The organism is Oleomonas cavernae (genome assembly GCF_003590945.1).
GTDB lineage: Bacteria > Pseudomonadota > Alphaproteobacteria > Zavarziniales > Zavarziniaceae > Zavarzinia > Zavarzinia cavernae.
Genome location: NZ_QYUK01000011.1, coordinates 2,074,045 through 2,094,937 on the forward strand (window position 1 = coordinate 2,074,045; position 20,893 = coordinate 2,094,937).

Annotated in this window: 21 protein-coding genes and 1 pseudogene; 7 read left to right on the plus strand and 15 right to left on the minus strand. The window is 66.5% G+C overall.

Features of this window, described 5'->3' with window-relative positions; all coding sequences use genetic code 11:
- Positions 1-219: 219 nt before the first annotated feature.
- Positions 220-447: a CopG family transcriptional regulator gene (locus tag D3874_RS13745; RefSeq protein WP_119778588.1), complete on the plus strand. Its 228-nt coding sequence runs from the start codon at positions 220-222 to the stop codon at positions 445-447.
- On the plus strand, positions 444-881 hold the full coding sequence (locus tag D3874_RS13750; RefSeq protein WP_119778589.1) for a TA system VapC family ribonuclease toxin: 438 nt from the start codon (positions 444-446) through the stop codon (positions 879-881). Before D3874_RS13745 ends, D3874_RS13750 begins: the two co-directional genes overlap by 4 nt.
- 75 nt (positions 882-956) lie before the next feature.
- Here the strand turns inward: D3874_RS13750 and rpoD are convergent, their stop codons facing one another.
- The 6 genes from rpoD to D3874_RS13780 all read right to left on the minus strand — a co-directional run bounded on the left by rpoD (position 957) and on the right by D3874_RS13780 (position 7,341).
- Positions 957-2,927, minus strand: a complete 1,971-nt coding sequence (gene rpoD, locus D3874_RS13755; protein ID WP_119778590.1) for an RNA polymerase sigma factor RpoD — start codon at positions 2,925-2,927, stop codon at positions 957-959.
- A gap of 70 nt (positions 2,928-2,997) precedes the next feature.
- On the minus strand, positions 2,998-4,878 hold the full coding sequence (dnaG, locus tag D3874_RS13760) for a DNA primase (protein WP_158596005.1): 1,881 nt from the start codon (positions 4,876-4,878) through the stop codon (positions 2,998-3,000).
- Between the two features lie 84 nt (positions 4,879-4,962).
- The gene (locus D3874_RS13765; RefSeq protein ID WP_119778592.1) at positions 4,963-5,523 is read right to left on the minus strand and encodes a YceI family protein; all 561 of its coding nucleotides are present in this window, start codon (positions 5,521-5,523) and stop codon (positions 4,963-4,965) included.
- Positions 5,520-6,089, minus strand: a complete 570-nt coding sequence (locus D3874_RS13770; protein ID WP_158596007.1) for a cytochrome b — start codon at positions 6,087-6,089, stop codon at positions 5,520-5,522. Before D3874_RS13770 ends, D3874_RS13765 begins: the two co-directional genes overlap by 4 nt.
- Positions 6,090-6,096: 7 nt before the next feature.
- Positions 6,097-6,720, minus strand: coding sequence for a YceI family protein (locus D3874_RS13775; protein ID WP_119778594.1), 624 nt, complete (start codon positions 6,718-6,720; stop codon positions 6,097-6,099).
- Positions 6,721-6,885: 165 nt separating this feature from the next.
- Complete coding sequence (locus D3874_RS13780; protein ID WP_119778595.1) at positions 6,886-7,341, minus strand: GatB/YqeY domain-containing protein; 456 nt, start codon at positions 7,339-7,341, stop codon at positions 6,886-6,888.
- Between the two features lie 168 nt (positions 7,342-7,509).
- On the opposite strand from D3874_RS13780, the gene carA reads away from it, so the two are divergent.
- The 3 genes from carA to greA all read left to right on the plus strand — a co-directional run bounded on the left by carA (position 7,510) and on the right by greA (position 12,532).
- Positions 7,510-8,736, plus strand: a complete 1,227-nt coding sequence (gene carA / locus D3874_RS13785) for a glutamine-hydrolyzing carbamoyl-phosphate synthase small subunit (RefSeq protein ID WP_233559941.1) — start codon at positions 7,510-7,512, stop codon at positions 8,734-8,736.
- Complete coding sequence (carB, locus tag D3874_RS13790; protein WP_119778597.1) at positions 8,729-11,956, plus strand: carbamoyl-phosphate synthase large subunit; 3,228 nt, start codon at positions 8,729-8,731, stop codon at positions 11,954-11,956. The genes carA and carB overlap by 8 nt, the downstream gene beginning before the upstream one ends.
- A gap of 102 nt (positions 11,957-12,058) precedes the next feature.
- Positions 12,059-12,532, plus strand: a complete 474-nt coding sequence (greA, locus tag D3874_RS13795; protein ID WP_119778598.1) for a transcription elongation factor GreA — start codon at positions 12,059-12,061, stop codon at positions 12,530-12,532.
- A 113-nt stretch (positions 12,533-12,645) separates the two neighbouring features.
- Here the strand turns inward: greA and D3874_RS13800 are convergent, their stop codons facing one another.
- The 7 genes and pseudogenes from D3874_RS13800 to D3874_RS13830 form a co-directional block, all read right to left on the minus strand.
- Positions 12,646-13,068 carry a DUF1178 family protein gene (locus D3874_RS13800; RefSeq protein ID WP_119778599.1) on the minus strand — a complete coding sequence of 141 codons (423 nt, stop codon included), beginning with the start codon at positions 13,066-13,068 and terminating at the stop codon, positions 12,646-12,648.
- A gap of 53 nt (positions 13,069-13,121) precedes the next feature.
- A complete protein-coding gene (locus D3874_RS13805; RefSeq protein ID WP_158596009.1) occupies positions 13,122-14,075 on the minus strand; it encodes a lysozyme inhibitor LprI family protein in 954 nt (317 codons plus the stop codon).
- A 26-nt stretch (positions 14,076-14,101) separates the two neighbouring features.
- Positions 14,102-15,076 carry a lysozyme inhibitor LprI family protein gene (locus tag D3874_RS13810; RefSeq protein WP_119778601.1) on the minus strand — a complete coding sequence of 325 codons (975 nt, stop codon included), beginning with the start codon at positions 15,074-15,076 and terminating at the stop codon, positions 14,102-14,104.
- Positions 15,073-15,893 (minus strand): annotated as a pseudogene (locus D3874_RS32020) (carbon-nitrogen hydrolase family protein). The gene D3874_RS13810 and the pseudogene D3874_RS32020 overlap by 4 nt, the downstream one beginning before the upstream one ends.
- A 15-nt stretch (positions 15,894-15,908) precedes the next feature.
- Positions 15,909-16,169 (minus strand): glutaredoxin 3, encoded by a 261-nt coding sequence (grxC, locus tag D3874_RS13820; RefSeq protein WP_119778602.1) that lies wholly within the window; start codon positions 16,167-16,169, stop codon positions 15,909-15,911.
- Positions 16,170-16,223: 54 nt separating this feature from the next.
- Positions 16,224-16,979 carry a ComF family protein gene (locus D3874_RS13825; protein ID WP_233559942.1) on the minus strand — a complete coding sequence of 252 codons (756 nt, stop codon included), beginning with the start codon at positions 16,977-16,979 and terminating at the stop codon, positions 16,224-16,226.
- A gap of 25 nt (positions 16,980-17,004) precedes the next feature.
- On the minus strand, positions 17,005-18,003 hold the full coding sequence (locus D3874_RS13830) for a sensor domain-containing diguanylate cyclase (RefSeq protein WP_199699060.1): 999 nt from the start codon (positions 18,001-18,003) through the stop codon (positions 17,005-17,007).
- 230 nt (positions 18,004-18,233) lie between these two features.
- Here D3874_RS13830 and D3874_RS13835 point away from each other — a divergent pair, with 230 nt between their 5' ends.
- Together D3874_RS13835 and D3874_RS13840 are read left to right on the plus strand one after the other, a co-directional pair.
- Positions 18,234-19,166 (plus strand): methyltransferase domain-containing protein, encoded by a 933-nt coding sequence (locus D3874_RS13835; RefSeq protein ID WP_119778603.1) that lies wholly within the window; start codon positions 18,234-18,236, stop codon positions 19,164-19,166.
- Positions 19,167-19,237: 71 nt separating this feature from the next.
- Positions 19,238-19,516, plus strand: a complete 279-nt coding sequence (locus tag D3874_RS13840) for a CopG family ribbon-helix-helix protein (protein ID WP_119778604.1) — start codon at positions 19,238-19,240, stop codon at positions 19,514-19,516.
- 82 nt (positions 19,517-19,598) lie between these two features.
- On the opposite strand, the gene D3874_RS13850 is transcribed toward D3874_RS13840, so the two are convergent.
- Together D3874_RS13850 and D3874_RS13855 are read right to left on the minus strand one after the other, a co-directional pair.
- On the minus strand, positions 19,599-20,303 hold the full coding sequence (locus D3874_RS13850) for a tellurite resistance TerB family protein (RefSeq protein ID WP_119778605.1): 705 nt from the start codon (positions 20,301-20,303) through the stop codon (positions 19,599-19,601).
- Between the two features lie 80 nt (positions 20,304-20,383).
- On the minus strand, positions 20,384-20,890 hold the full coding sequence (locus D3874_RS13855) for a DUF1993 domain-containing protein (RefSeq protein WP_119778606.1): 507 nt from the start codon (positions 20,888-20,890) through the stop codon (positions 20,384-20,386).
- Positions 20,891-20,893: the final 3 nt, after the last annotated feature.

The window sequence follows — 20,893 nt, forward strand, 5'->3', positions numbered from 1 at the left end:
CGGCAGTGCAATATTTTTGAGACTGGCGGAGTCCGAAGAGGAATTCCCCCGGCACCGAAGCACCGAGGGTAATCTTCGAGTGGTAAACCACGGCCATCTCTTCGAAACAGATCCTGCGTAGGTACGTCCGTCAGGGCAACGACAGTCCGGTTTGTTGCAATTTGCGCCCGAACCGGCTATTTGATGCGTGATGATTGATGCGCAGGCGGAGCTTCCATTGTGCGGACGACCCTCGCCATAGACGATGATGTGCTGATCGCCGCCAAAGCAATCGCCCGGCAGCAGCACAAGAGCATCGGCGAAGTCGTGTCCGATCTGGCGCGCCGTGCGCTCCATCGGCCCCAGGCGCCGGCCGTCCGCAATGGCATTCCCCTTCTGCCGGTGCGCGACACTCAAGCGGTCGTCACACTCGATATCGTCAATACGCTGCGTGACGAATTGCCGTGACGTTTCTGCTGGACGTCAATGTCCTCATCGCCTTGATCGATCCGAGCCATGTCGGCCATGATGCGGCACATCGCTGGTTCGAGAAGGAAGGGCGGGCTTCCTGGGCGACCTGCCCGCTGACCGAGAACGGCGTCATCCGCATCGCCGGTCACCCCAAATACCCCAATTCGCCCGGTTCTCCCGCGGCAGTCGCCGCCATCGTCGCCCAGCTCCGAACGCTGCCCGGCCACGTCTTCTGGCCCGACGACATCAGCCTGGTCGCGGACGATCACGTGGACGCCACCCAGGTGCTGACGTCGGCGCAGGTCACCGACAGCTATCTGCTGGCCCTCACCGTTGCCCATGGCGGCCGCCTCGCGACGCTCGATCGCCGCTTGTCGGTGAAGGCGGTGAAGGGCGGGCAGGCCGCGCTCCAGGTGATCGCCGACGCCTGACCGGAGAACCGGCCCCATATAGAGACGGCCGCCGGGGTTGCCGGCGGCCGTCATCAATTCAGCGATGGTGCGAACTCAATTGTCCAGGAAGCTGCGCAGTTTGCGCGAGCGGCTGGGGTGCTTGAGCTTGCGCAGGGCCTTGGCTTCGATCTGGCGGATGCGTTCGCGGGTGACCGAGAACTGCTGGCCGACTTCTTCCAGGGTGTGGTCGGTGTTCATGCCGATGCCGAAACGCATGCGCAGCACACGCTCCTCGCGCGGGGTCAGGCTGGCCAGGACCCGCGTGGTGGTCTCGCGCAGGTTGGACTGGATCGCCGCATCGAGGGGCAGGACCGCGTTCTTATCCTCGATGAAGTCGCCCAGGTGGCTGTCTTCCTCGTCGCCGATCGGGGTCTCCAAGGAAATCGGCTCCTTGGCGATCTTCAGGACCTTGCGCACCTTCTCGAGCGGCATGCCCAGCTTCTCGGCCAGTTCCTCAGGGGTCGGCTCGCGGCCGATCTCGTGCAGCATCTGGCGCGAGGTGCGCACCAGCTTGTTGATCGTCTCGATCATGTGCACCGGGATGCGGATGGTGCGGGCCTGGTCGGCGATCGAGCGGGTGATCGCCTGGCGGATCCACCAGGTGGCGTAGGTCGAGAACTTGTAGCCGCGGCGGTACTCGAACTTGTCGACCGCCTTCATCAGGCCGATGTTGCCCTCCTGGATCAGGTCCAGGAACTGCAGGCCGCGGTTGGTGTACTTCTTGGCGATCGAGATCACCAGGCGCAGGTTGGCCTCGACCATTTCCTTCTTGGCCTGGCGGGCCTCGCGTTCGCCCTTCTGCACCGTGGTGACGATGCGGCGGAACTCCGGAATGGTCAGGCCGGCCTCGGTCGCGACACCGGCGATGCCGCCGCGGATCTTCTCGATCTCGGGTACTTCGGCCTTGGCGAAATCCTTCCAGCCCTTGCCCGGCAGGCCGCCGACCTTTTCGAGCCAGTTGGGGATCAGCTCGTGGGTCATGTAGTGCTGGAGGAAGCTCTCGCGCTGGACCTTGTACTTCTCGGCCAGGCGCAGCAGGCGGCCTTCCAGGCCGATCAGGCGGCGGTTCATGCCATAGAGCTGGTCGACCAGCGCCTCGATCCGCCCGTTGTTCAGGTGGATCGACTTCATCAGCTCGACCAGTTCGGCCTTCAGCTTCTGGAAGCGCTTCTCGGCCGTGTTGGCCGGCTCCTCGCCATTGCCCATGGCGGCGGCCAGGCGGCTTTCCTGCAGCTTGGCGTATTTCTTGTGGGCGACGGCGATCTTGTCGAAGATTTCGAGCACGACCGGCTGCAGCGCCTGTTCCATGGCGGCAAGCGAGATGCCGCCTTCGTCCTCTTCGTCCTCGCCCTCGCCGTTGGCCGGCATTTCGGGCTCGGCGTCCGGGTCGGCCTCGGCCTCCTCGGCGGGCACGGCCGGCACGGCGGCGGGATCGGCGACGGCTTCGGGGCCGGCGCCATAGGTCGCATCCAGATCGATGACGTCGCGCAGCAGGATCTTGCCGGCCAGCAATTCGTCGCGCCAGCCGATCATGGCCTGGAAGGTCAGCGGGCTTTCGCACAGCCCGTCGATCATGGTCTCGCGACCGGCCTCGATGCGCTTGGCGATGGCGATTTCGCCCTCGCGCGACAGAAGCTCGACCGAGCCCATCTCGCGCAGGTACATGCGCACCGGGTCGTCGGTCCGATCGAGCTCTTCGGCCGCGGCGGGGGTGAAGCCGCTGCCCTCTTCCTCGGCCCCCTCTTCCTTGGGCGCGTTGGCGCGTTCGGCGTCCTCGGTCTCTTCGCCGTCGATGACGTTCACGCCCATCTCGGAGAGCATGGACATGATGTCCTCGATCTGCTCCGAGGAAACCTGCTCCTGCGGCAGGACGGCGTTGATTTCGTCGTAGGTGACATAGCCGCGCTCTTTGGCGCGGGCGATCATGCGCTTCACCGCCTGGCCGGCGGTATCGAGCAGCGGACCGTCCGCCGACTCTTCACGGGCTTCTTCGCTGTTTGCTGCTTCCGCGTTCTTGCTCGCCATGCCGTTAGCCCCTTAGGCCGGCGCCGCTAGATCGCAGCCGCCGCCTGAACAAGATTTCACCTCGGCGTGCCTACGCCGAAAACCCGCCCTCGGCCCCGGCGGAGGTCACCTGGGCTTCGATGCGGGTCAATTCATCCCTGATCGCCTGGATCCGCTGTATTCCAGCATCCGTGGGCGAAGCTTCGTAACTTGCCTTCGCTTCGTTCAGCTCCGCTCTCAGTGCTGTTTGCCTGCGGTGAGAGGCCAAAACGTGCCGCCAGCCTTCCTCGACAAGATCAAGCGCAGCTTCGGTCCTTGTGAATTCGACCGTGCGCAGAAATGAATCCTGTTCGAGTGAGGCGACCGTGTCGGCCATGCCCACAGCGCCTAAGTGGCCTTTGACTGCCTCGCTGTCAAGGTCCGCGCCGCCAACCGGCATTCGTAGAAGCTCGCCCCGGAGCCTGTCAAGCAGGGGCGAGGTGAGGTGCAGGTCCATCACCTCATGCTCCACATGGTTGAGCAACCTCGGATGGCGGAGGAGGGTCAGCACCAGCAGCCCTTCCACCCGCGCCACCCCCATATCCTGCCCGCGCGCCATCTGATTCGCACGCAATGCCTGCGTCGCCCCCAGCGGCGCGTCATGCCATGGCCGACGCTCGCCGGGGCGGCCGGGGCCGCGGTTTTGCTGGCGTTGCCGGGCCGGCCGGACCGGCTGCATCAGGGCGCGCAGGCGGGCGCGCAGATCGTCCCGGTAATAGGCCTGAACCCGGGTATCGGTGATGTCGCGGCTCAATTGGCCGATGCGCGCCTCGAAGGCGGCGCGCCGCTCAGGCGTCGCGAAATCCGCGGCGGCGAGTTCGCGCGACCACAGGTATTCGATCAGCGGCACGGCCCCTTCCAGCAGCGCCCGCATGGCTGCCGTGCCGTCGCGGCGGATCAACTCGTCAGGGTCGAGCTTGTCGGGCAGGGTCAGGAAGCGCAGGGAATGGCCGGGTTTGAGAATCGCCAGGGCCCGGTCCAGCGCCCGGCTGGCCGCCCGCTGGCCGGCGGCATCGCCGTCGAAGCACAGGGTCGGCTCGGGCGCCACCCGCCACAGCGCCTCGATCTGCGGCTCGGTCAGCGCGGTGCCCAGGGGCGCCACGGCTTCGGGGATGCCCGCCTGGTCCAGCGCGATGACATCCATATAGCCTTCGCACACCACGACACGGCCGGCCTTATAGGCGGGGTCGCGGGCATGGTGGAGGTTGAACAGGGTTTCGCCCTTCTTGAACAGGGCGGTCTCGGGCGAGTTCAGGTACTTGGGCTCGGCATCTCCCATGGTGCGGGCGCCGAAGGCAATGACCCGGCCGCGCGGGTCCATGATCGGGAAGGTCACCCGGTCGCGGAAATAATCGTAGGTGGCCCGGCCGTCGTCCGGGCGGCGGACCAGGCCGGCCTCGACCAGCATCTCGTCCTTGATGCCGCGGGCGATCAGCGCGTCCTTCAATTGCGTGTTGGCAGCAGGGGCGAATCCCAGCCGGAATTTCTTAATGGTGGCGGCGCTCAAGCCCCGGCGGGCGAAATAGTCGCGAGCCGCCTGCCCGGCCCCGGTCTTCAACTGCGCCTCGTACCAGGTGCAAGCCGCTTCCAGCACCTCGTGCAGGGTCTGGCGCTTTTCCGCCTGGGCCTTGGCTTCCGGGTTGGCGGCGGGCAATTGCACCCCGGCCTCGCCCGCCAGCTTCTCCAGCGCTTCGCGGAAGCTCAGGTTCTCGGTCTTCTGGACGAAGCTGAAGACATCGCCCTTCTCGCCGCAGCCGAAGCAATAATAGGCGCCCCGGTCGTCCATGACATGGAAGGAGGGTGATTTCTCGCTGTGGAACGGGCACAGCGCCATGAAATCGCCCCGCCCCTTGCGCGTGATCTTGGTCCGCCGGCCGACGATGGTCGACAGCAGCAGGCGATTCTTGATCTCGTTGGTGACGTCGTCGGACATCGGCGCCCCGGCTCGCACCCCCGGCGGCGGCCGGGGCAAAGGCGAGGGATAATGATGCCCCGCCATTGGCCCTGCAAGCACGCGCTAACTGTTGGGGCTGGCGACCAGGTCGATGGTGATCTGGATCTGCTGGCCGACCCATTCCGCCTTGGGATCGGACTTTGCCCCCAGGTTGAAGGCCAGGCGGTCCAGCGGGAATGTCGCGGTCGCCTTCACCGGTGCCTTGTCCAGCCCGCTGAGGGTGAAGGGAAAGCTGATCTCGCGAGTCACGTCGCGAATCGTCAGTTGCCCGGTCGCCGTGTAGCTGCCGTCGGCATTGGCCGCGATCGCGGTCGAGGTGAAGGTCGCGGCCGGGAAGCGGGCGACATCGAACCAGTCCGCCTGCGGCAGCGTCCCGTCATACATGGCATTGCCGGTGGTGGCGCTGGCGGGATCGAAGCTGACCTTCAGCCGGCTGGGGGCAAGGCTGGCCGGATCGAAGTCGATTTCGGCCTGCCAGGCACCGAACTTGCCGGTAAACGGCCCGCTCGCATGGGTGCCGGCGAAAGCCACCGTGCTGGCGCTGTAGTCGACGCTGTAGGTCTTGGCCAAGGCCGGGGCGGCGACGGCCAGGGCCAGCAGCAGGCCGGCCAGATACTGTTTCATCGTGTGGTCCCTTTCCCGGTCCACCAGATCCGGGCCATGAAGTTTTCACGCTCGACAATGAAATGCTTGATCACGGCGCCGATGTGGCCGGCGATCGCCAGGGCGAACAGCAGCGCCAGCCAGAAATGGGCGGTCTTGGCACCGTCGCTGACCGCCTCGTCACCGGCGAGGCCCGGAATATGGGGCCATTCGAACCAGCCGAAGACGATGGTCGGCAGGCCATAGACCGAGGCCGAAACCATGACCCAGCCGCTGACCGGCAGGGCGATCATGCACAGGTACAACAGCCAGTGCCCGCCCTTGGCCGCCAGCCGCTGCAATCCTTGCAGACTGGGCGGCAGCACCGGCGGCCGGTTGAACAGGCGCCAGCCAAGGCGCAGGGCGAAGGTCAGCAGCAACAGCACGCCCAGCGACTTGTGCCACTGGAACATCCTGAATTTCAGGGCCTGGGACAGGTCGCCGTAAGCCATGGCGAAACCGCTGCCCAGCATCAGGAAGAAGGCGATCGCCATCACCCAGTGCAGGGTGATGGCGACGCTGGTATAGCGGTCGGACGCATCGGTCATGGCAGCGTCAGTTCGCCTTGGGGAATTCGGCCTCGATGGCGAAGCTGACCTCATCGCCCAGCGCCGGGAGGAAGGTCGTGAGACCCCAGTCCGAACGCTTCAGGCTGCCGGTCGCGGAAAAGCCCATGATGGGCTGGCCCGACACCGGGTGCTTGGCATAGCCGCCGTTGAAGGTGACATCGAGGACGACCGGCTTGGTCACGCCCAGCATGGTCAGGTCGCCATGCATCTTGCCGGTGGTCGCGCCGGTCAACTCCAGCCTGGTCGAAACGAAGCCGATGGTCGGGAACTTCCCGTCGTTCAGCCACTTTTCCTCGCCCGACAGTTCCTTGTTGAAGTCGAGCTTTTCCGGGTTGGGGAAGTCGGTCTCCAGCGAGGGCACCTTGATCTTGGCGGTGACCTTGCTCTTGGTCACGTCCTTGGGATCGAACTCGATCGCGGCGTCGAAGCTCTTGAAGCGGGCGGCATAGTTCGACAGGCCGAAATGGTTGATCTTGAAGATCAGACTGGCGTGGGTCGGGTCCACCTTGTAGGTGCCGGCGGGCATGGCGGCCGGCGGGGTCATGTCCTGGGCGACAGCGGTCAGCGGCGCGAGAAACAGCGCGGCGGCGAGGAAAGCGGCTTTCTTCATGAACAGGTCCTTGGAAGAAGGTCTACGGACGCCGTGTCCGTTTCGGGCCTATTAACGTTGGTTAATCGGTGTTCCGAAAAAACCCTGACCTTCGTAAAGGGACTGTTTCTCCGTGGGAAAGAGTGATCCCGGCGCGTGCGCCGAGATCTCGTCAAACGATGGTAATCAGCTAAGGGCGGCCTTCACCCAGGGGCTGGCCTTGCCGAAGTCCATCACGCCGCCGTGACGCTCGCGCAGGGCGGCCATCACCCGGCCCATGTCCTTCATGCCCGCGGCGCCCAATTCGGCCACCACCGCGGCGATCGCGGCCTTCGCCTCGTCCTCGCCCATCTGCTGCGGCAGGAAGCTTTCGATGATGGCGATTTCGGCCCGTTCCTTGTCGGCCAGGTCGATGCGGTTGCCCTTCTCGTAGGCCTCGATCGAATCGCGGCGCTGCTTCACCAGCTTCTGCAGCACGGTCACGATTTCCGCCTCGCCCACGCCGCCGTCGGGGCCATCGGTGCGGGCCGCGATGTCGCGGTCCTTGATCGCCGCCAGGGTCATGCGGATGGTGGTCACGCGGGCCATGTCCTTGGCGCGCATGGCGTCCTTCAGGGCCTCGCTCAATTTCTCACGCAGCATTGTCTCTACCTCCGGGCCGCGCACATTAGCGCACCTGCCATGCACTGACCATAAGCCGTTGAGCAAAATGGGGATTTCAAATCGGCCCCATGGCTTGACGGGAAACTGTCACAGCTTTATGGTCCGCCCGGTTTGACCGGCAGGTATCCCCTGCCGCGGAGTTCCCCGATGCCCACGACGCCAGACACGATGCCCCCGCACCACGCGCGGGGCGGCATTCCTGACGACGCGCGCCTGGATGCCGTGACGGCGTTCGGCGGCAAGGCCACCGGAGTCATCGTGCTCGCCGACGGCACCACCCTTTGGGGTCAGGGCCTGGGCGCCACCGGCGACGCGGTCGGCGAGGTTTGCTTCAACACCTCCATGACCGGCTACCAGGAGATCCTCACCGATCCGTCCTATGCCGGCCAGATCATCACCTTCACCTTCCCCCATGTGGGCAATGTCGGCACGAATTTCGAGGATCTCGAATCGACCGGCAACGCCGCCCGCGGCCTGATCCTGCGCAGCGCCATCACCGAGCCGTCGAGCTGGCGCGCCGCCAGCCATCTGGACGCCTGGCTGACGCGGCGCGGCTTGGTCGGCATCGCCGGCATCGACACGCGCCGCCTGACCCGCCTGATCCGCGCCCAGGGTGCCCCCAACGGCATCGTCGCCCACGCCCCCGACGGCAAGTTCGACCTGGAGGCGCTGAAGGCCAAGGCCGCCGCCTTCCCCGGCCTCGAAGGCCTCGACCTCGCCAAGGAAGTGTTCTGCCGCCAGTCCTATAGCTGGGACGAGAGCCTGTGGTCGCTGGGCAAGGGCTATGGCCGCCAGACCGCGCCGCAGTTCCACATCGTCGCCGTCGACTATGGCGTCAAACGTAACATCCTGCGTTGCCTGGCCGCGGCCGGCGCCAGGGTGACGGTGGTCCCCGGCGACATGCCGGCCGACGACATCCTGCGGCTGAAGCCCGACGGCGTGTTCCTGTCGAATGGCCCGGGCGATCCGGCCGCGACCGGCACCTATGCGGTGCCGACCATCCGCGCCCTGATCGACACCGGCAAGCCGGTGTTCGGCATCTGCCTGGGCCACCAGATGCTGGCGCTGGCCTTAGGCGCCAAGACGAAGAAGATGCACCAGGGCCATCGCGGGGCGAACCACCCGGTGAAGGACCTGACCACCGGCAAGGTCGAGATCACCAGCCAGAACCACGGCTTCGTGGTGATGCCCGAAACCCTGCCCAACAATGCCGAGGAGACTCACGTCTCGCTCTTCGACGGCACCAACGAGGGCCTGCGCATGCTGGACCGGCCGGTGTTCTCGGTGCAGTACCACCCGGAAGCCTCGCCCGGCCCCGAAGACAGCCACTATCTGTTTGACCGCTTCATCGACCTTGTGAAGGCCCATGCCTAAACGCACCGATATCAGCTCGATCCTCATCATCGGTGCCGGCCCGATCGTCATCGGTCAGGCCTGTGAATTCGATTATTCCGGCACCCAGGCCTGCAAGGCGCTGAAGGCCGAAGGTTACCGCGTCGTCCTGGTGAACTCGAACCCGGCGACGATCATGACCGACCCCGGCCAGGCCGACGCCACCTATATCGAGCCGATCACGCCCGAGATCGTCGCCAAGATCATCGAGAAGGAACGGCCCGACGCCCTGCTGCCCACCATGGGCGGGCAGACCGCGCTCAATACCGCCATGGCGCTGGCCGATGACGGCACCCTGGCCAAGTTCAACGTCGAGCTGATCGGCGCCAACCGCGAAGCCATCGAGATGGCCGAGGATCGCCTGCGGTTCCGCGAGGCGATGGACCGGCTGGGCCTGGAATCGCCGCGTTCGCGCGTTGCCCATTCGCATGCCGAAGCGGCGCAGGCGGTGGCCGAGATCGGCCTGCCCGCGGTCATCCGCCCGTCGTTCACGTTGGGCGGCACCGGCGGCGGCATTGCCTATACCCGCGAGGAATTCGACCGCATCGTCACGTCGGGCCTGGACGCCTCGCCCACCACCGAAGTCCTGATCGAGGAATCGGTCGCCGGCTGGAAGGAATACGAGATGGAGGTCGTCCGCGACAAGGCGGACAACTGCATCATCATCTGTTCCATCGAGAATATCGACCCGATGGGCATCCACACGGGCGACTCGATCACGGTGGCGCCGGCGCTGACCCTGACCGACAAAGAATACCAGATCATGCGCAACGCCTCGATCGCGGTCCTGCGCGAGATCGGGGTCGAGACCGGGGGCTCGAACGTGCAGTTCGCGATCAACCCGGCCGACGGCCGCATGGTCGTGATCGAGATGAACCCGCGCGTCTCGCGCTCGTCCGCCCTGGCCTCCAAGGCGACCGGCTTCCCGATCGCCAAGATCGCCGCCAAGCTCGCCATCGGCTACACGCTCGACGAGCTGATGAACGATATCACCGGCGTGACACCGGCCTCGTTCGAGCCGACCATCGATTACGTCGTCACCAAGATCCCGCGCTTCACCTTCGAGAAGTTCAAGGGCGCCGAGGCGCTGCTGACCACCGCGATGAAATCGGTGGGCGAGGTCATGGCGATCGGCCGGACCTTTGCCGAGTCGGTGCAGAAGGCCCTGCGCAGCATGGAAACCGGCCTGTCGGGCTTCGATCCGGTCGAGCGGCTGCATGGCGACCGCGACGCGATCGAGGTCGAACTGGGCAAGCCGGTGCCCGACCGCATGGTCGTCGTCGCCGACGGCTTCCGCGTCGGGATGAGCGTCGAGGAGATCGCCGAGATTACCCGCATGGACCCCTGGTTCCTGCGCGAGATCGAGGCGATCGTGAAGGAAGAGGCCGCGATCGCGGCGGCGGGCATGCCGGCCTCGGCGCCGGCGTGGCGCCGGATCAAGGCCATGGGCTTCTCCGACAAGCGCATCGCCAAGCTGACCGGCTCGACCGAGAAGGTGGTGCGCGCCGCGCGTCGCGCCGCCGGCGTGCGCCCGGTGTTCAAGCGCATCGATACCTGCGCCGGCGAATTCGACAGCCGCACGCCCTACATGTATTCGACCTACGAGTCGGCCGACATGGGCGCGCCCGAGTGCGAATCCCAGCCGACACAGGCGAAGAAGGTCGTCATCCTGGGCGGCGGCCCCAACCGGATCGGCCAGGGCATCGAGTTCGACTATTGCTGCGTCCATGCCTGCTACGCCCTGACCGAGGCGGGCTATGAGACCATCATGGTCAACTGCAACCCCGAGACCGTGTCGACCGACTACGACACCTCGGACCGGCTGTATTTCGAGCCGCTGACCGCGGAAGACGTGCTGGAACTGATCGAGACCGAGAAGGCCAACGGCACCCTGCACGGCGTCATCGTCCAGTTCGGCGGCCAGACGCCGCTGAAGCTATCCCACGCCCTGGAAGAAGCCGGCATCCCGATCCTGGGGACCTCGCCCGACGCCATCGACATGGCCGAGGACCGCGAGCGGTTCCAGGTCCTGCTGAAGCGCCTGGGCCTCAGGCAGCCGCGCAACGGCATCGCCACCTCGGCCGAACAGGCCCGCGCGGTGGTCGAGCAGATCGGCTTCCCCGTGGTCATCCGCCCGTCCTATGTCCTGGGCGGCCGGGCCATGGAGATCGTGCGCGATATCGCCGGCCTCAACCGCTACATGACCGAGGCGGTGGTGGTCTCGGGCCGCAACCCGGTGCTGATCGACGGCTACCTGAACAAGGCGACCGAGGTCGACGTCGACGCCCTGGCCGACGGCGAGAGCGTGTTCGTCGCCGGCATAATGGAGCATATCGAGGAGGCCGGCATCCATTCGGGCGACAGCGCCTGTTCGCTGCCGCCCTATTCCCTGAGCGAGGCGACCGTCGCCGAGCTGCGCGCGCAGACCGAGAAGATGGCCAAGGCGCTGGGCGTCGTCGGCCTGATGAACGTGCAGTTCGCGATCCAGGGCGAGGAGATCTTCGTCCTGGAGGTCAACCCGCGCGCCTCGCGCACCGTGCCCTTCGTCGCCAAGGCCGTTGGGATTCCTGTCGCCAAGATTGCCTCGCGCATCATGGCCGGCGAGTCGCTGGCCAGTTTCGGCCTGGTGCAGCGCAAGCTGGCCCATGTCGCGGTGAAGGAATCGGTCTTCCCCTTCGCCCGCTTCCCCGGCGTCGACATCCTGCTGGGGCCGGAGATGAAGTCGACGGGCGAGGTCATGGGCCTCGACCGCAATTTCGAACTGGCCTTCGCCAAGTCGCAGCTCGCCTCGGGCACCAGGCTGCCGCAGTCGGGCAAGGTGTTCATTTCGGTGCGCAACGCCGACAAGGATGCCCTGCTCGAGCCGGCGCGCCAATTGGTCGCAATGGGCTTCGAGATCATCGCGACGCGCGGCACCGCCGGCTTCTTCGAGGAGAACGGCGTCCCCAGCACGCGGGTGAACAAGGTGCTGGAAGGCCGGCCGCACATCGTCGATTCGATGAAAAACGGCGAAATCGCCATGATGATGAACACCACGGAAGGGTCGAAATCGATCGCCGACTCGTTCGAGATCCGCCGCACGGCCCTGACCTTGAAGATTCCCTACTACACGACCACCGCGGGGGCGAACGCGGTGGTAAAAGCGATCGCGGCCTTGCGCCTCGGTCGGCTTGAAGTAGCCCCGCTGCAATCCTACACTTAGTGCCCACCGATGCCCGGCCGGCCTGGAACGGCCGGCGGGGTATCGTGTGGCTCTGGTAGCCCCCCAGTTCCGGGGCTGGCCTTATTTTCGGGTAGAGGGGCGATGGAAAAAGTGCCCATGACGGCCGGGGGCTATGAAGCCCTCGAGGCCGAATTGAAGCGGCTGAAGCAGGTGGACCGCCCGGCGGTGATCCAGGCCATTTCGGCGGCGCGCGAACACGGCGACCTGTCGGAAAACGCCGAGTATCACGCCGCCAAGGAAAAGCAGAGCTTCATCGAAACCCGCGTGATCGAGCTCGAGGACAAGATCTCCCGCGCCCAGGTGATCGATGTCAGCAAATTGTCCGGTACGGTGGTGAAGTTCGGCGCGGTCATCACCCTGGTCGACACCGACACGGACGAGGAACAGGTGTTCCAGATCGTCGGCGTCGACGAGGCGAATGTGAAGGAAGGCCGGCTCTCGGTCTCCTCCCCCGTGGCCCGCGCCATGATCGGCAAAACCATCGGCGACGCCATCGAGGTGACCACCCCCGGCGGCCACAAATCCTATGAAATCCTGCAGGTGAAGTTCGCCTGAGAGCGAGGATCCCTCCTCACCCTGCCCTCTCCTCCCAGGAGGAGAGGGTTCATCAAGCCCCCTCCGCCTTCAGGGGGAGGGGGTTGGGGGAGGTGGTCGGCGCCGACCTCCAGTCAAGCGTCTTCGCGCTCGATCCAGGGAATGCGCGCCACCGGCACGCCTTCATCGTCCAGCGCCTTGGCTTCCTCGGCCGTGGTTTCGCCGTAGATGCCGCGCGCCTGCGTCTCGCCATAGTGGATCTTGCGCGCTTCCTCGGCGAAATTCGGGCCGACGTAGTCGCAGTTCTGTTCGACCTTCTGGCGGATTTCCTTCAGCGCGGCACGCACCTCGGCCTGCTTTTCGGCGGCCTTGACCGATTTCTCCCGGCTGACGCCGGTGGCGATATTGGTCGCCTGCGGCCCGCGCACGATCTTGGCTGACCCGCAGACCGGGCAAGCGACCTTGCCCTGCTTCTGCTGCTTCTCGAAGGTGGCGCTGTCCTTGAACCATGCCTCGAAGACATGAGCCTGCGCACAGCTTAGGTCATAGACGATCATGATCTTGATGTGACTAACACGTGTCGCTTTGACAAGGGGTTAACCGCCGCCGATCACTCGAACGGCAGCGGGGCGTTCATTTTTGCCACAGCCTTGAGCTCCGCCCAGGGGATCCGGCAGTCATAGCCATCCCGCCCGTAGCTGTCGTAATTGTAGCGGATGACCGCGCCGTCGCGATCGAAGGACCAACCGCCGATCTCGATGATGGCGCCCGAAATGAAGCCATCCCTGACAGCAGGCTCCGCCTCCCAAGGCCCGTCGCCGCGGCGTTCCCGTTCGGCGAGGATATCCGCCCGGCAGATCGGTACCAGCCGGGCCAGGGCCTCGGGATCGACGACGTCGTCGAGGCACAGCGGCCGCCCCTCGACCGGCAGGTAATTCACCGAATAGTAGCTGCCGAAAGCGTGGGCCCCGCCGGTGTCTTCGTAACCGCTGAAAATGACGGAGATCAATCGGGCCGAGGCATGTTGGATGCGATAGCGTTCGACCATTTCGAGCGCGGGCACCTCATCAAGGCTATAAGGCCCGTCGACCACACCAGGCAGTACTTTCATCTCCGCAGTAGACTTGTTCAGAAGTTCGTTGAAGGGCGCCATCCCCGGCCCGTCAGCATTGGGCCAAGCCATCGAGATCAAAACCTCCGGCGCCTTCCGATAGTAAAATACCGGCAGAAACCGCGGGGCATCCGGGCCGCTGAATTCCGGCTCGCCCCTCAACAACCGTATCCGCTCGCCCGTTTCGCGCACGACGCAGACATCATCAACAATTTCGGTGTCCTCGCGGTAATTGGTGCAGCGCTGCCGCCGCTCGAGCCAGACCGCCTGGTCACCCTGCAGGGCGGCACGCTGAGTCTCACCCAGGCGACCGGCAAGGGCCGCATAGGCACGGTCCAGTTCCTCCTCCGCCTTCCTTGCCTGCGGATCGGCACAAATCGCCCTGTCGACCAGAGTTGCCGCCGGGGCACAGTCCGCGGCGCAGGCAGTGCCAGCACCCGCGGCGATGATCAAAAGAGCACCCACCCAGCGAAGCCCACTTAGAACGGCAGGGGCGCACCCCATTTCACGATACCCTTCAGATCGGCCCAGGAGACGGCGCAGTCGTAGGCGCCCTCGGCGTAGGAGCCCAGGGCATAAGCGTCGTAGTGAATCTGGGCGCCATCTTGGCCGAAGCTCCAGGCGGATATCGAATTGATGCTGTCGGCCAGCGCCTCGTCGCTCATGGAAGAGTCGATCAGTTCCTCGGGCACTGCGCGGGCGCGCTTCTCGGCGGCGATCGAGGCCCGGCACAGCGGGATCAGGGCCGCCTTGCCGCGGGCATCGAGAACATCGTCGAGTTGCAGGGCGCGGCCGGCCTGGGGCAGGTAGTTCACGGCACTGGCATAGCCCATGCCATGAGCACCGCCGGTGAATTCGTAGCCGTCGAAGGCAATCGAGATCAGCCGGTCCGAGGCATAGCCGATGCGGTAGCCCATGGTGTTGCCATAGGGGCCCTCGACCGCGTCGCGGTTCACCTCGCCGCCTGAGGTTGCGCGCGCGACCAGGCCATTCAGCGGTCCCATGCCGGGGCCGTCCACCTGGGGCCAGACCAGGGAGATCTCGATCTGCCGGCCTTCGTCCACCTTGCGATAGAACACGGGTGCGAAGCTGGGGGCGCCAGGCCCGGCGTATTCCGGAGTGCCGCTGAGCAGGCGGGTGCGCCGCTCGGTCTCACGCCGCAGGCAAGCGGGATCGGCCGGTGGCGGGGCCTTGTCGCCGTAATTGAGGCACAGGTTCTCGCGCCGCTTCAGCCAGTCGACCTGGTCGCCCTTCAACGCCGCGCGTTGCGCCTCGTCCTGACGGCTGCGCAGGGCGGCATAGGCCTCGCCCATGGCGTCGTCGGCGGCCTTGACCGCCGGATTGGCGCAGATCGTCCGCTCGATCGCGGTGGTGGCCTTGGCGCAGTCGAAGGCGTTGGCCGCCGGCACCGTGCCCAGCAGGATCACGGTGGCGAGAAGACTGAGGCGGATCATGGCCCGACGAACGCCCGGTCGTGCTTCAGGGCCGGGATCTTGCCCCGCACCGCTTCGACCGCGGACAGGTCCAGGTCGGCCACGATGAATCCGGGCTCGGTCCCGGCATCGGCCAGGACCACACCCCAGGGGTCGATGATCAGGGCATGGCCGAAGGTCTGGCGGCCGTCTTCGTGGGTGCCGGTCTGGGCCGGGGCGATGATGAAGCAACCGGTCTCGATCGCGCGGGCCCGCTGCAGGATGTGCCAGTGCGCCTCGCCGGTGATCCTGGTGAAGGCGGCCGGTGTCGCGATGATCTGGGCACCGGCCTGGGCCAGCCGGCGATAGAGGGCGGCAAAGCGGATGTCGTAGCAGATGGTCAGGCCCAGCCTGGCCCCGTCGACATCGGCCACCACGGCTTCCTCGCCCGGGCGATAGGCAGCGCTTTCGCGGAAGCTCTCGCCGCCCGGCAGGTCGACGTCGAACATGTGGATCTTGTCGTAGCGCGCCTTGATCTCCCCCCGGGGTCGATCAGGAAGGCCCGGTTGGCCAGGCGATCCTCGCCCGCGTCGATCGGCAGGGAGCCGATCAGCAGGTGGACGCCCAGTTCCTGCGCCAGCTTGCGCAGCGCGGCCAGGGCCAGGTCATCCTGCTCGACCCGGATCTTGGGCCGCATCGCGCGCTTGTCCCGCTCCATCAGCGAGGTCATCTCGGGCGTGGCGATCAGCTTGGCGCCGGCCGCGGCGGCCTGGCGGATGAGGCCCGAGACCGTCTCGATATTGGCGGCAACGTCGCGGCCGGCCGTGATCTGAACGCAGGCGACACGCAACGTGGTCATGGGCAGGCTCCGGGCTCAGGCAGATGCCAGGAGCGTATCCAGCTTGCCTGCCTGATCAAGCGCATAGAGGTCATCGCAGCCACCCACATGGGTGGCGCCGACAAAGATCTGCGGCACGGTGCGGCGGCCCCCGGCCTTCTGCGTCATCTCGGCCCGCTTGGCGGCGTCCATGGAAACGTCGATCTCGGTGTAGTCGACGCCCTTCTTCTGCAGCAATTGCTTCGCCCGGTAGCAATAGGGGCAGATCATGGTGGTGTAGATGGTGACGTCGGTCACGGTGGATACTCCGGCTATTCCCAATCACAAACGTGGTGCAATGCGGAAAGATCCTCAAGAGCCTTCACCGGCATGTATGACCCGCGCCACCGTCAGGACATCGACCCGGGCCGCCCCGGCGGCGAGCAGCTTGCGGGCGCAGGCATCCACCGTCGCCCCGGTGGTCATGACATCGTCGATCAGGACCAGGTGCTTGCCGGCCACGGCCGCGGCCACCGGCACCTCGAAGGCATGGGCCACGTTGCGCAGGCGGGCAAGGCGGCCCAGCCGGCCCTGGCTGGGCGTCGCGCGCCGGCGCACCAGCGCCTGGGTGAGGACCGGAACAGCCGCCAGCCCGCCCACGGCCCGCGCCAGTTCGGCCGACTGGTTGTAGCGCCGGCCCAGGCGACGGCGCCAATGCAGCGGCACCGGCACCAGCGCGTCGGCGCCGTCGAGGCAATCGCCGCCGGCCTGCACCAGCCAGCGCGCCAGCGCCGGGGTCAGGTCCAGGCGATCGCCGTGCTTGAAGCGCAGGATCAGGTCGCGCACCGGCCCGACATAGCGGGCCGCGGCCCGGGCCCTGGTGAACCGCGGCGGAGCGGCCACGCAGGCACCGCACAGGGCCCCCTCGCCGACCGGCAGCTCGAACGGCAGGCCGCAGCAGGTGCAGCGCGGATCGGTGATGAACGAGACGGCGGGCCAGCAGGCGGCGCACAGGCGGCCCGGCGCATCGACCGGCTGGTCGCAGGCGACGCAGACCGGCGGCAACAGGAAATCGAGGAAGGCCGTTGCCCCCCGAACCGCGATCCGCCCCCAGCCGCCTGCGTTCACGCCCCGCTCCCGGCCGGCTCGAAGGTCAATGCCGGCGCCGCTTGCCTTGTTTTTCACTGTACATGAGCTTGTCCGCCTCGGCGATCAGGCGATCGAGCGTGCCGGCATCGGCGGCGCTCGGCTCGATCATGCCGATGCTGGCGGAAAGCCGGTAGGGCGCGTTCGAGCGGGCATTGAAGTCGTCGATGCGCGCCTGGAACGCGGCCCGCAGTTCGTCGGCCCCGGCCACCGGGTCGATGGCGAGGACGCAGAACTCGTCGCCGCCCATGCGCGCGATGATGTCGCTGCGCCGGAACCCCTGGCGCAGGGTCTCGGCCACGCCGATGATCAGCGCGTCGCCGGCGGCGTGGCCCAGCGTGTCGTTCACCCGCTTCAGGCCATCGACATCGATGAAGGCCAGCAGGCAGCGCTGCCCGCTGCTCAGGACCTCCTCGGCCAGCTTGTAGAAGCCGCGGCGATTGTGCAGCCCGGTCAGTTCGTCGGTAACCGACAGGATTTCGATCTCCTGGTTGGCCCGGGCCAGCGCCAGGGTGCGTTCCTGCACCCGCTGCTCGAGCTCGGCATAGACCTGGACATTCTCCATGGCGATCGAGGTCGAGTCCGCCAGCGCCTGCAACAGCCGCAGATCCTCGGCGGATGGCTGGCGATGGTCGGCCCAGTAGTTGCCGATCGCCCCGATCGGGTCGAGGGTGCGAATGGGCACCATGGCCAGGCTCTTGACGAAGGTCGGGCGGTAGGCTTCCTGGGGAATGCGCTCGTCGGCGAAAATGTCGGGAATGACGACCGGCGACTTGTTCGTCATCACCCAGCCGCTGATGCAGATTTCCTGGGGAAAGCGCTTGCCCTTCCACAACGGTTCGATGGCATCCTCGTCGGCGTAGTGGCAATAGGGGCCGTCGCGCAGGACGAAGGTGGCACCGTCGCAACCGGTGAGGTCTCGGGCCACGGTGCGAACGATGACCTGGACATCCGGCAAGGTGCGGGCCAGGGACAGCTCCTGTACCGCGTGAAGCAACCGCTCCATACCGCGTAGATAGCGATCCGTGTCCAGGACGGCCGGACTGGCTGTTACCGGCCTCGGCTCTTCGCGCGATTCGCGAGCATTCATCGCCAAACCCCTTACAACGCGGCTGTATTTTCAGTCTAAGCGCGATCGAAAGAACTGGCGAGTTTGCTGTGCGGCCGGCGTCACGGTCCTGGCATGGCACTCCCTTGGCGCTCGCGATCGCGCCGCAGTCATGCCATATCAGGACCATGACGCCACGCGCCCCCGCCCCCCCTGCCCCCAACGACATGCTGGTGTTCGATCGCCGGGCCGTGGCGCGCCACCGCGAGCGCGCCGCCGCGACCCTGGGCCGGCATGGCTTCCTGTTCGAGGAGATCGCCCTGCGCCTGGCCGAGCGGCTGGACGACATCAACCGGCAGTTCCCCCTGATCCTCGACCTGGGGGCGCATGACGGCGCCCTGGGCCGCCTCGTCGCCGCCGGCGGGCGTGGCACGGGGCTGGTCTCAACCGACCTGTCCCAGCACCTGGTGGCCCGGGCGCCGGGCCTGCGCCTGGTGGCGGACGAGGAATGGCTGCCTTTCGCCGACCAGAGTTTCGACCTGGTGCTGTCGGCCGGCTCGCTGCATTGGGTGAACGACCTGCCGGGCACCCTGATCCAGATCCGCGATGTGCTGAAGCCCGACGGGCTGTTCATGGCGTCGCTGATCGGCGGCGGCACCTTGATCGAGTTGCGCCAGGCCTTCCTGGCCGCGGAGGCGCGCGTCGAAGGTGCCGCGTCGCTGCACGTCTCGCCCTTCGTAGACCTGCGCGATGCGGCGGGCTTGATGCAGCGGGCCGGCTTTGCCATGCCGGTGGTCGACCTGGAGACCATTACCGTTACCTATGCGGATGTCTTCGCCCTGATGCGCGACCTGAAAGGCATGGGCGAGGCCAATGCCCTGGCCGCCCGCCGGCGCAAGCCCCTGCGCCGGGAGACCCTGCTCGCCCTGGCCGAGGAATATCAGGCGCGCTTTGCGCTGGCCGACGGCCGCATCCCGGCGACCTTCGAGATCGTCACCTTGACCGGCTGGGCGCCGGGGCCCGATCAACCGGTGCCCAAGCGCCCCGGCTCGGCCAAGAGCCGCCTGGCCGACGCCCTGGGCACCGTCGAGGTAGGCACCGGCGAGAAGCCCGGCCGCTGACGGCCTCTATGCAGGAAAGTGCCAACAACGTATATATATCGTCAGTATATTCTGTCGTGGAAGGGCCGCGTATGTCGAAGGAAGCCGTCTTCACGATGAAGCTCGAACCCGAGTTGCGTGCCCAGTTCATGGCCGAAGCTGCTGGCGAAGACCGGCCAGCGTCCCAGATCATGCGCGAACTGATGCGCAGCTATATCGAGCAGCGTCGCCAAGCCCGCGAATACGACGACTACCTGCGGCGCAAGGTCGAGGCCGGCCGCGCCTCGATGAAAGCCGGCCACGGCAGGCCGGATGCCGAGGTCGAAGCAGCATTCGCCGCCAAGCGCACCCGGATCCTTGACCAGACGTGATCGTCATATGGACGCCGGAGGCAGAGCGGGATCGCGCTGACATCTGGGAAAACATCGCGGCAGACAACCCAATGGCCGCCGCCTAGGTCTTGACGGTGGCGGAGACGACCTGGGTGTCGAGATGGGCGGCAAGGCCGGCCGGCAGCTTCAGGCGCGCGGCCAAGCCTTCGAGGAAGGCTTTTTCGGCCGGCTGGTCGGGTTCGATCACTAGGCGCGCGGCCAGGTAGAGCTCGGCCCCCTGTTCCTCGGTCGAGGCGGTGCGGGCGACTTCGTCGAGCGAGATCGGGCGCGCCAGCAAGTCGAGGACAAAGGCCTTTTCTTCCGACCCCAGGCCCAGGCGCTCGATTTCGCCGAACAGGCGCTGCTGCTCGGTCGCGTCGACGTGGCCGTCCGCCTTGGCCGCCGCCACCATCGAGGTGATCAGGGCCAGGGTGAACGGCTTGCCGTCGCTCGACGAGAGCGCATCGGCGCGGAATTCCGGGGGCGGCACCTGCGCCTGCTCGCCCGGCGCCGGGGCGGCGCCGTCACGCCAGTTGCGATAGGCCTTGTAGGCAAGGTAGCCGACCGCGGCGGTGCCGCCGATCCTGGCCACATCGCCCAGCAGGCCGCGACCGCCGCGGGAGCCCAGCAGCAGGCCGAGGATGCCGCCGGCCGCGGCACCGCTGGCAAAGCCGCCGCTGCCGCTCATGCCGTCCAGCCTGTCCCTGGCTTGCCCGCCCAGGCCGGCGGCCTGACGGCCGAGGTCCGAGCCGAGCACCCGGTCGAGCAGTGATTTTGCATCGAACATTCAAGCATCTCCTGAAGGCCAAGCCCCTGCCACAGATCGGGGATTGGCCTTCAGAGTCAACCCTTGACGCGCCGGATGGCTCAGAGCCCGCCGATGTAATCCGCCTTGCCGATCTCGACCCCGTTGTGACGCAGGATCAGATAGGCGGTCGTAACGTGGAAATAGAAGTTCGGCAGCGCGAAGTTCAGCAGGAAGGTCTGGCCGGTGAAGGTCACCTCGCCGCCGCGCATCGGCAACATCACCACCCTTTCCTCGCCCCCGTCGATCTGCCCCGCCGACAGGGTTGCCAGGAAGGCCAGGGTCTTCGCCAGCCGTTCCTGCAATTCGCCAAAGGTCGTCTCGACATCGGGGTTGCTGGGGAAATCGACCCCCGCCAGCCGGGCACATCCCCGCAGGGCGCTGTCGGCGGCGATCTGCACCTGGCGCGACAGGGGCAGCATGTCGGGCGCCAGCCGGTCGGTGATCAGAACCGACGGTTCGATGCCGCGCAGGTCGGCAAAGGCCGCGGCCTTGTCGAGGATCTTCGACAGGTTGCCCAGGATCCGGGTGAAGACGGGGACCGAGGCCTGGTACATGGAAAGGGACATGGC

Bases quoted from the DNA above. Each gene is read 5' to 3' on its own strand.
- carA (WP_233559941.1), top strand. From the start codon at position 7,510: ATGCCCACGACGCCAGACACGATGCCCCCGCACCACGCGCGGGGCGGC.
- D3874_RS13855 (WP_119778606.1), bottom strand. From the start codon at position 20,890: ATGTCCCTTTCCATGTACCAGGCCTCGGTCCCCGTCTTCACCCGGATC.
- D3874_RS13775 (WP_119778594.1), bottom strand. From the start codon at position 6,720: ATGAAGAAAGCCGCTTTCCTCGCCGCCGCGCTGTTTCTCGCGCCGCTG.
- greA (WP_119778598.1), top strand. From the start codon at position 12,059: ATGGAAAAAGTGCCCATGACGGCCGGGGGCTATGAAGCCCTCGAGGCC.
- D3874_RS13800 (WP_119778599.1), bottom strand. From the start codon at position 13,068: ATGATCGTCTATGACCTAAGCTGTGCGCAGGCTCATGTCTTCGAGGCA.
- D3874_RS13835 (WP_119778603.1), top strand. From the start codon at position 18,234: ATGACGCCACGCGCCCCCGCCCCCCCTGCCCCCAACGACATGCTGGTG.
- D3874_RS13830 (WP_199699060.1), bottom strand. From the start codon at position 18,003: ATGGAGCGGTTGCTTCACGCGGTACAGGAGCTGTCCCTGGCCCGCACC.
- carB (WP_119778597.1), top strand. From the start codon at position 8,729: ATGCCTAAACGCACCGATATCAGCTCGATCCTCATCATCGGTGCCGGC.
- rpoD (WP_119778590.1), bottom strand. From the start codon at position 2,927: ATGGCGAGCAAGAACGCGGAAGCAGCAAACAGCGAAGAAGCCCGTGAA.
- dnaG (WP_158596005.1), bottom strand. From the start codon at position 4,878: ATGTCCGACGACGTCACCAACGAGATCAAGAATCGCCTGCTGCTGTCG.
- D3874_RS13850 (WP_119778605.1), bottom strand. From the start codon at position 20,303: ATGTTCGATGCAAAATCACTGCTCGACCGGGTGCTCGGCTCGGACCTC.
- D3874_RS13770 (WP_158596007.1), bottom strand. From the start codon at position 6,089: ATGACCGATGCGTCCGACCGCTATACCAGCGTCGCCATCACCCTGCAC.
- D3874_RS13780 (WP_119778595.1), bottom strand. From the start codon at position 7,341: ATGCTGCGTGAGAAATTGAGCGAGGCCCTGAAGGACGCCATGCGCGCC.
- D3874_RS13810 (WP_119778601.1), bottom strand. From the start codon at position 15,076: ATGATCCGCCTCAGTCTTCTCGCCACCGTGATCCTGCTGGGCACGGTG.
- D3874_RS13840 (WP_119778604.1), top strand. From the start codon at position 19,238: ATGTCGAAGGAAGCCGTCTTCACGATGAAGCTCGAACCCGAGTTGCGT.
- D3874_RS13765 (WP_119778592.1), bottom strand. From the start codon at position 5,523: ATGAAACAGTATCTGGCCGGCCTGCTGCTGGCCCTGGCCGTCGCCGCC.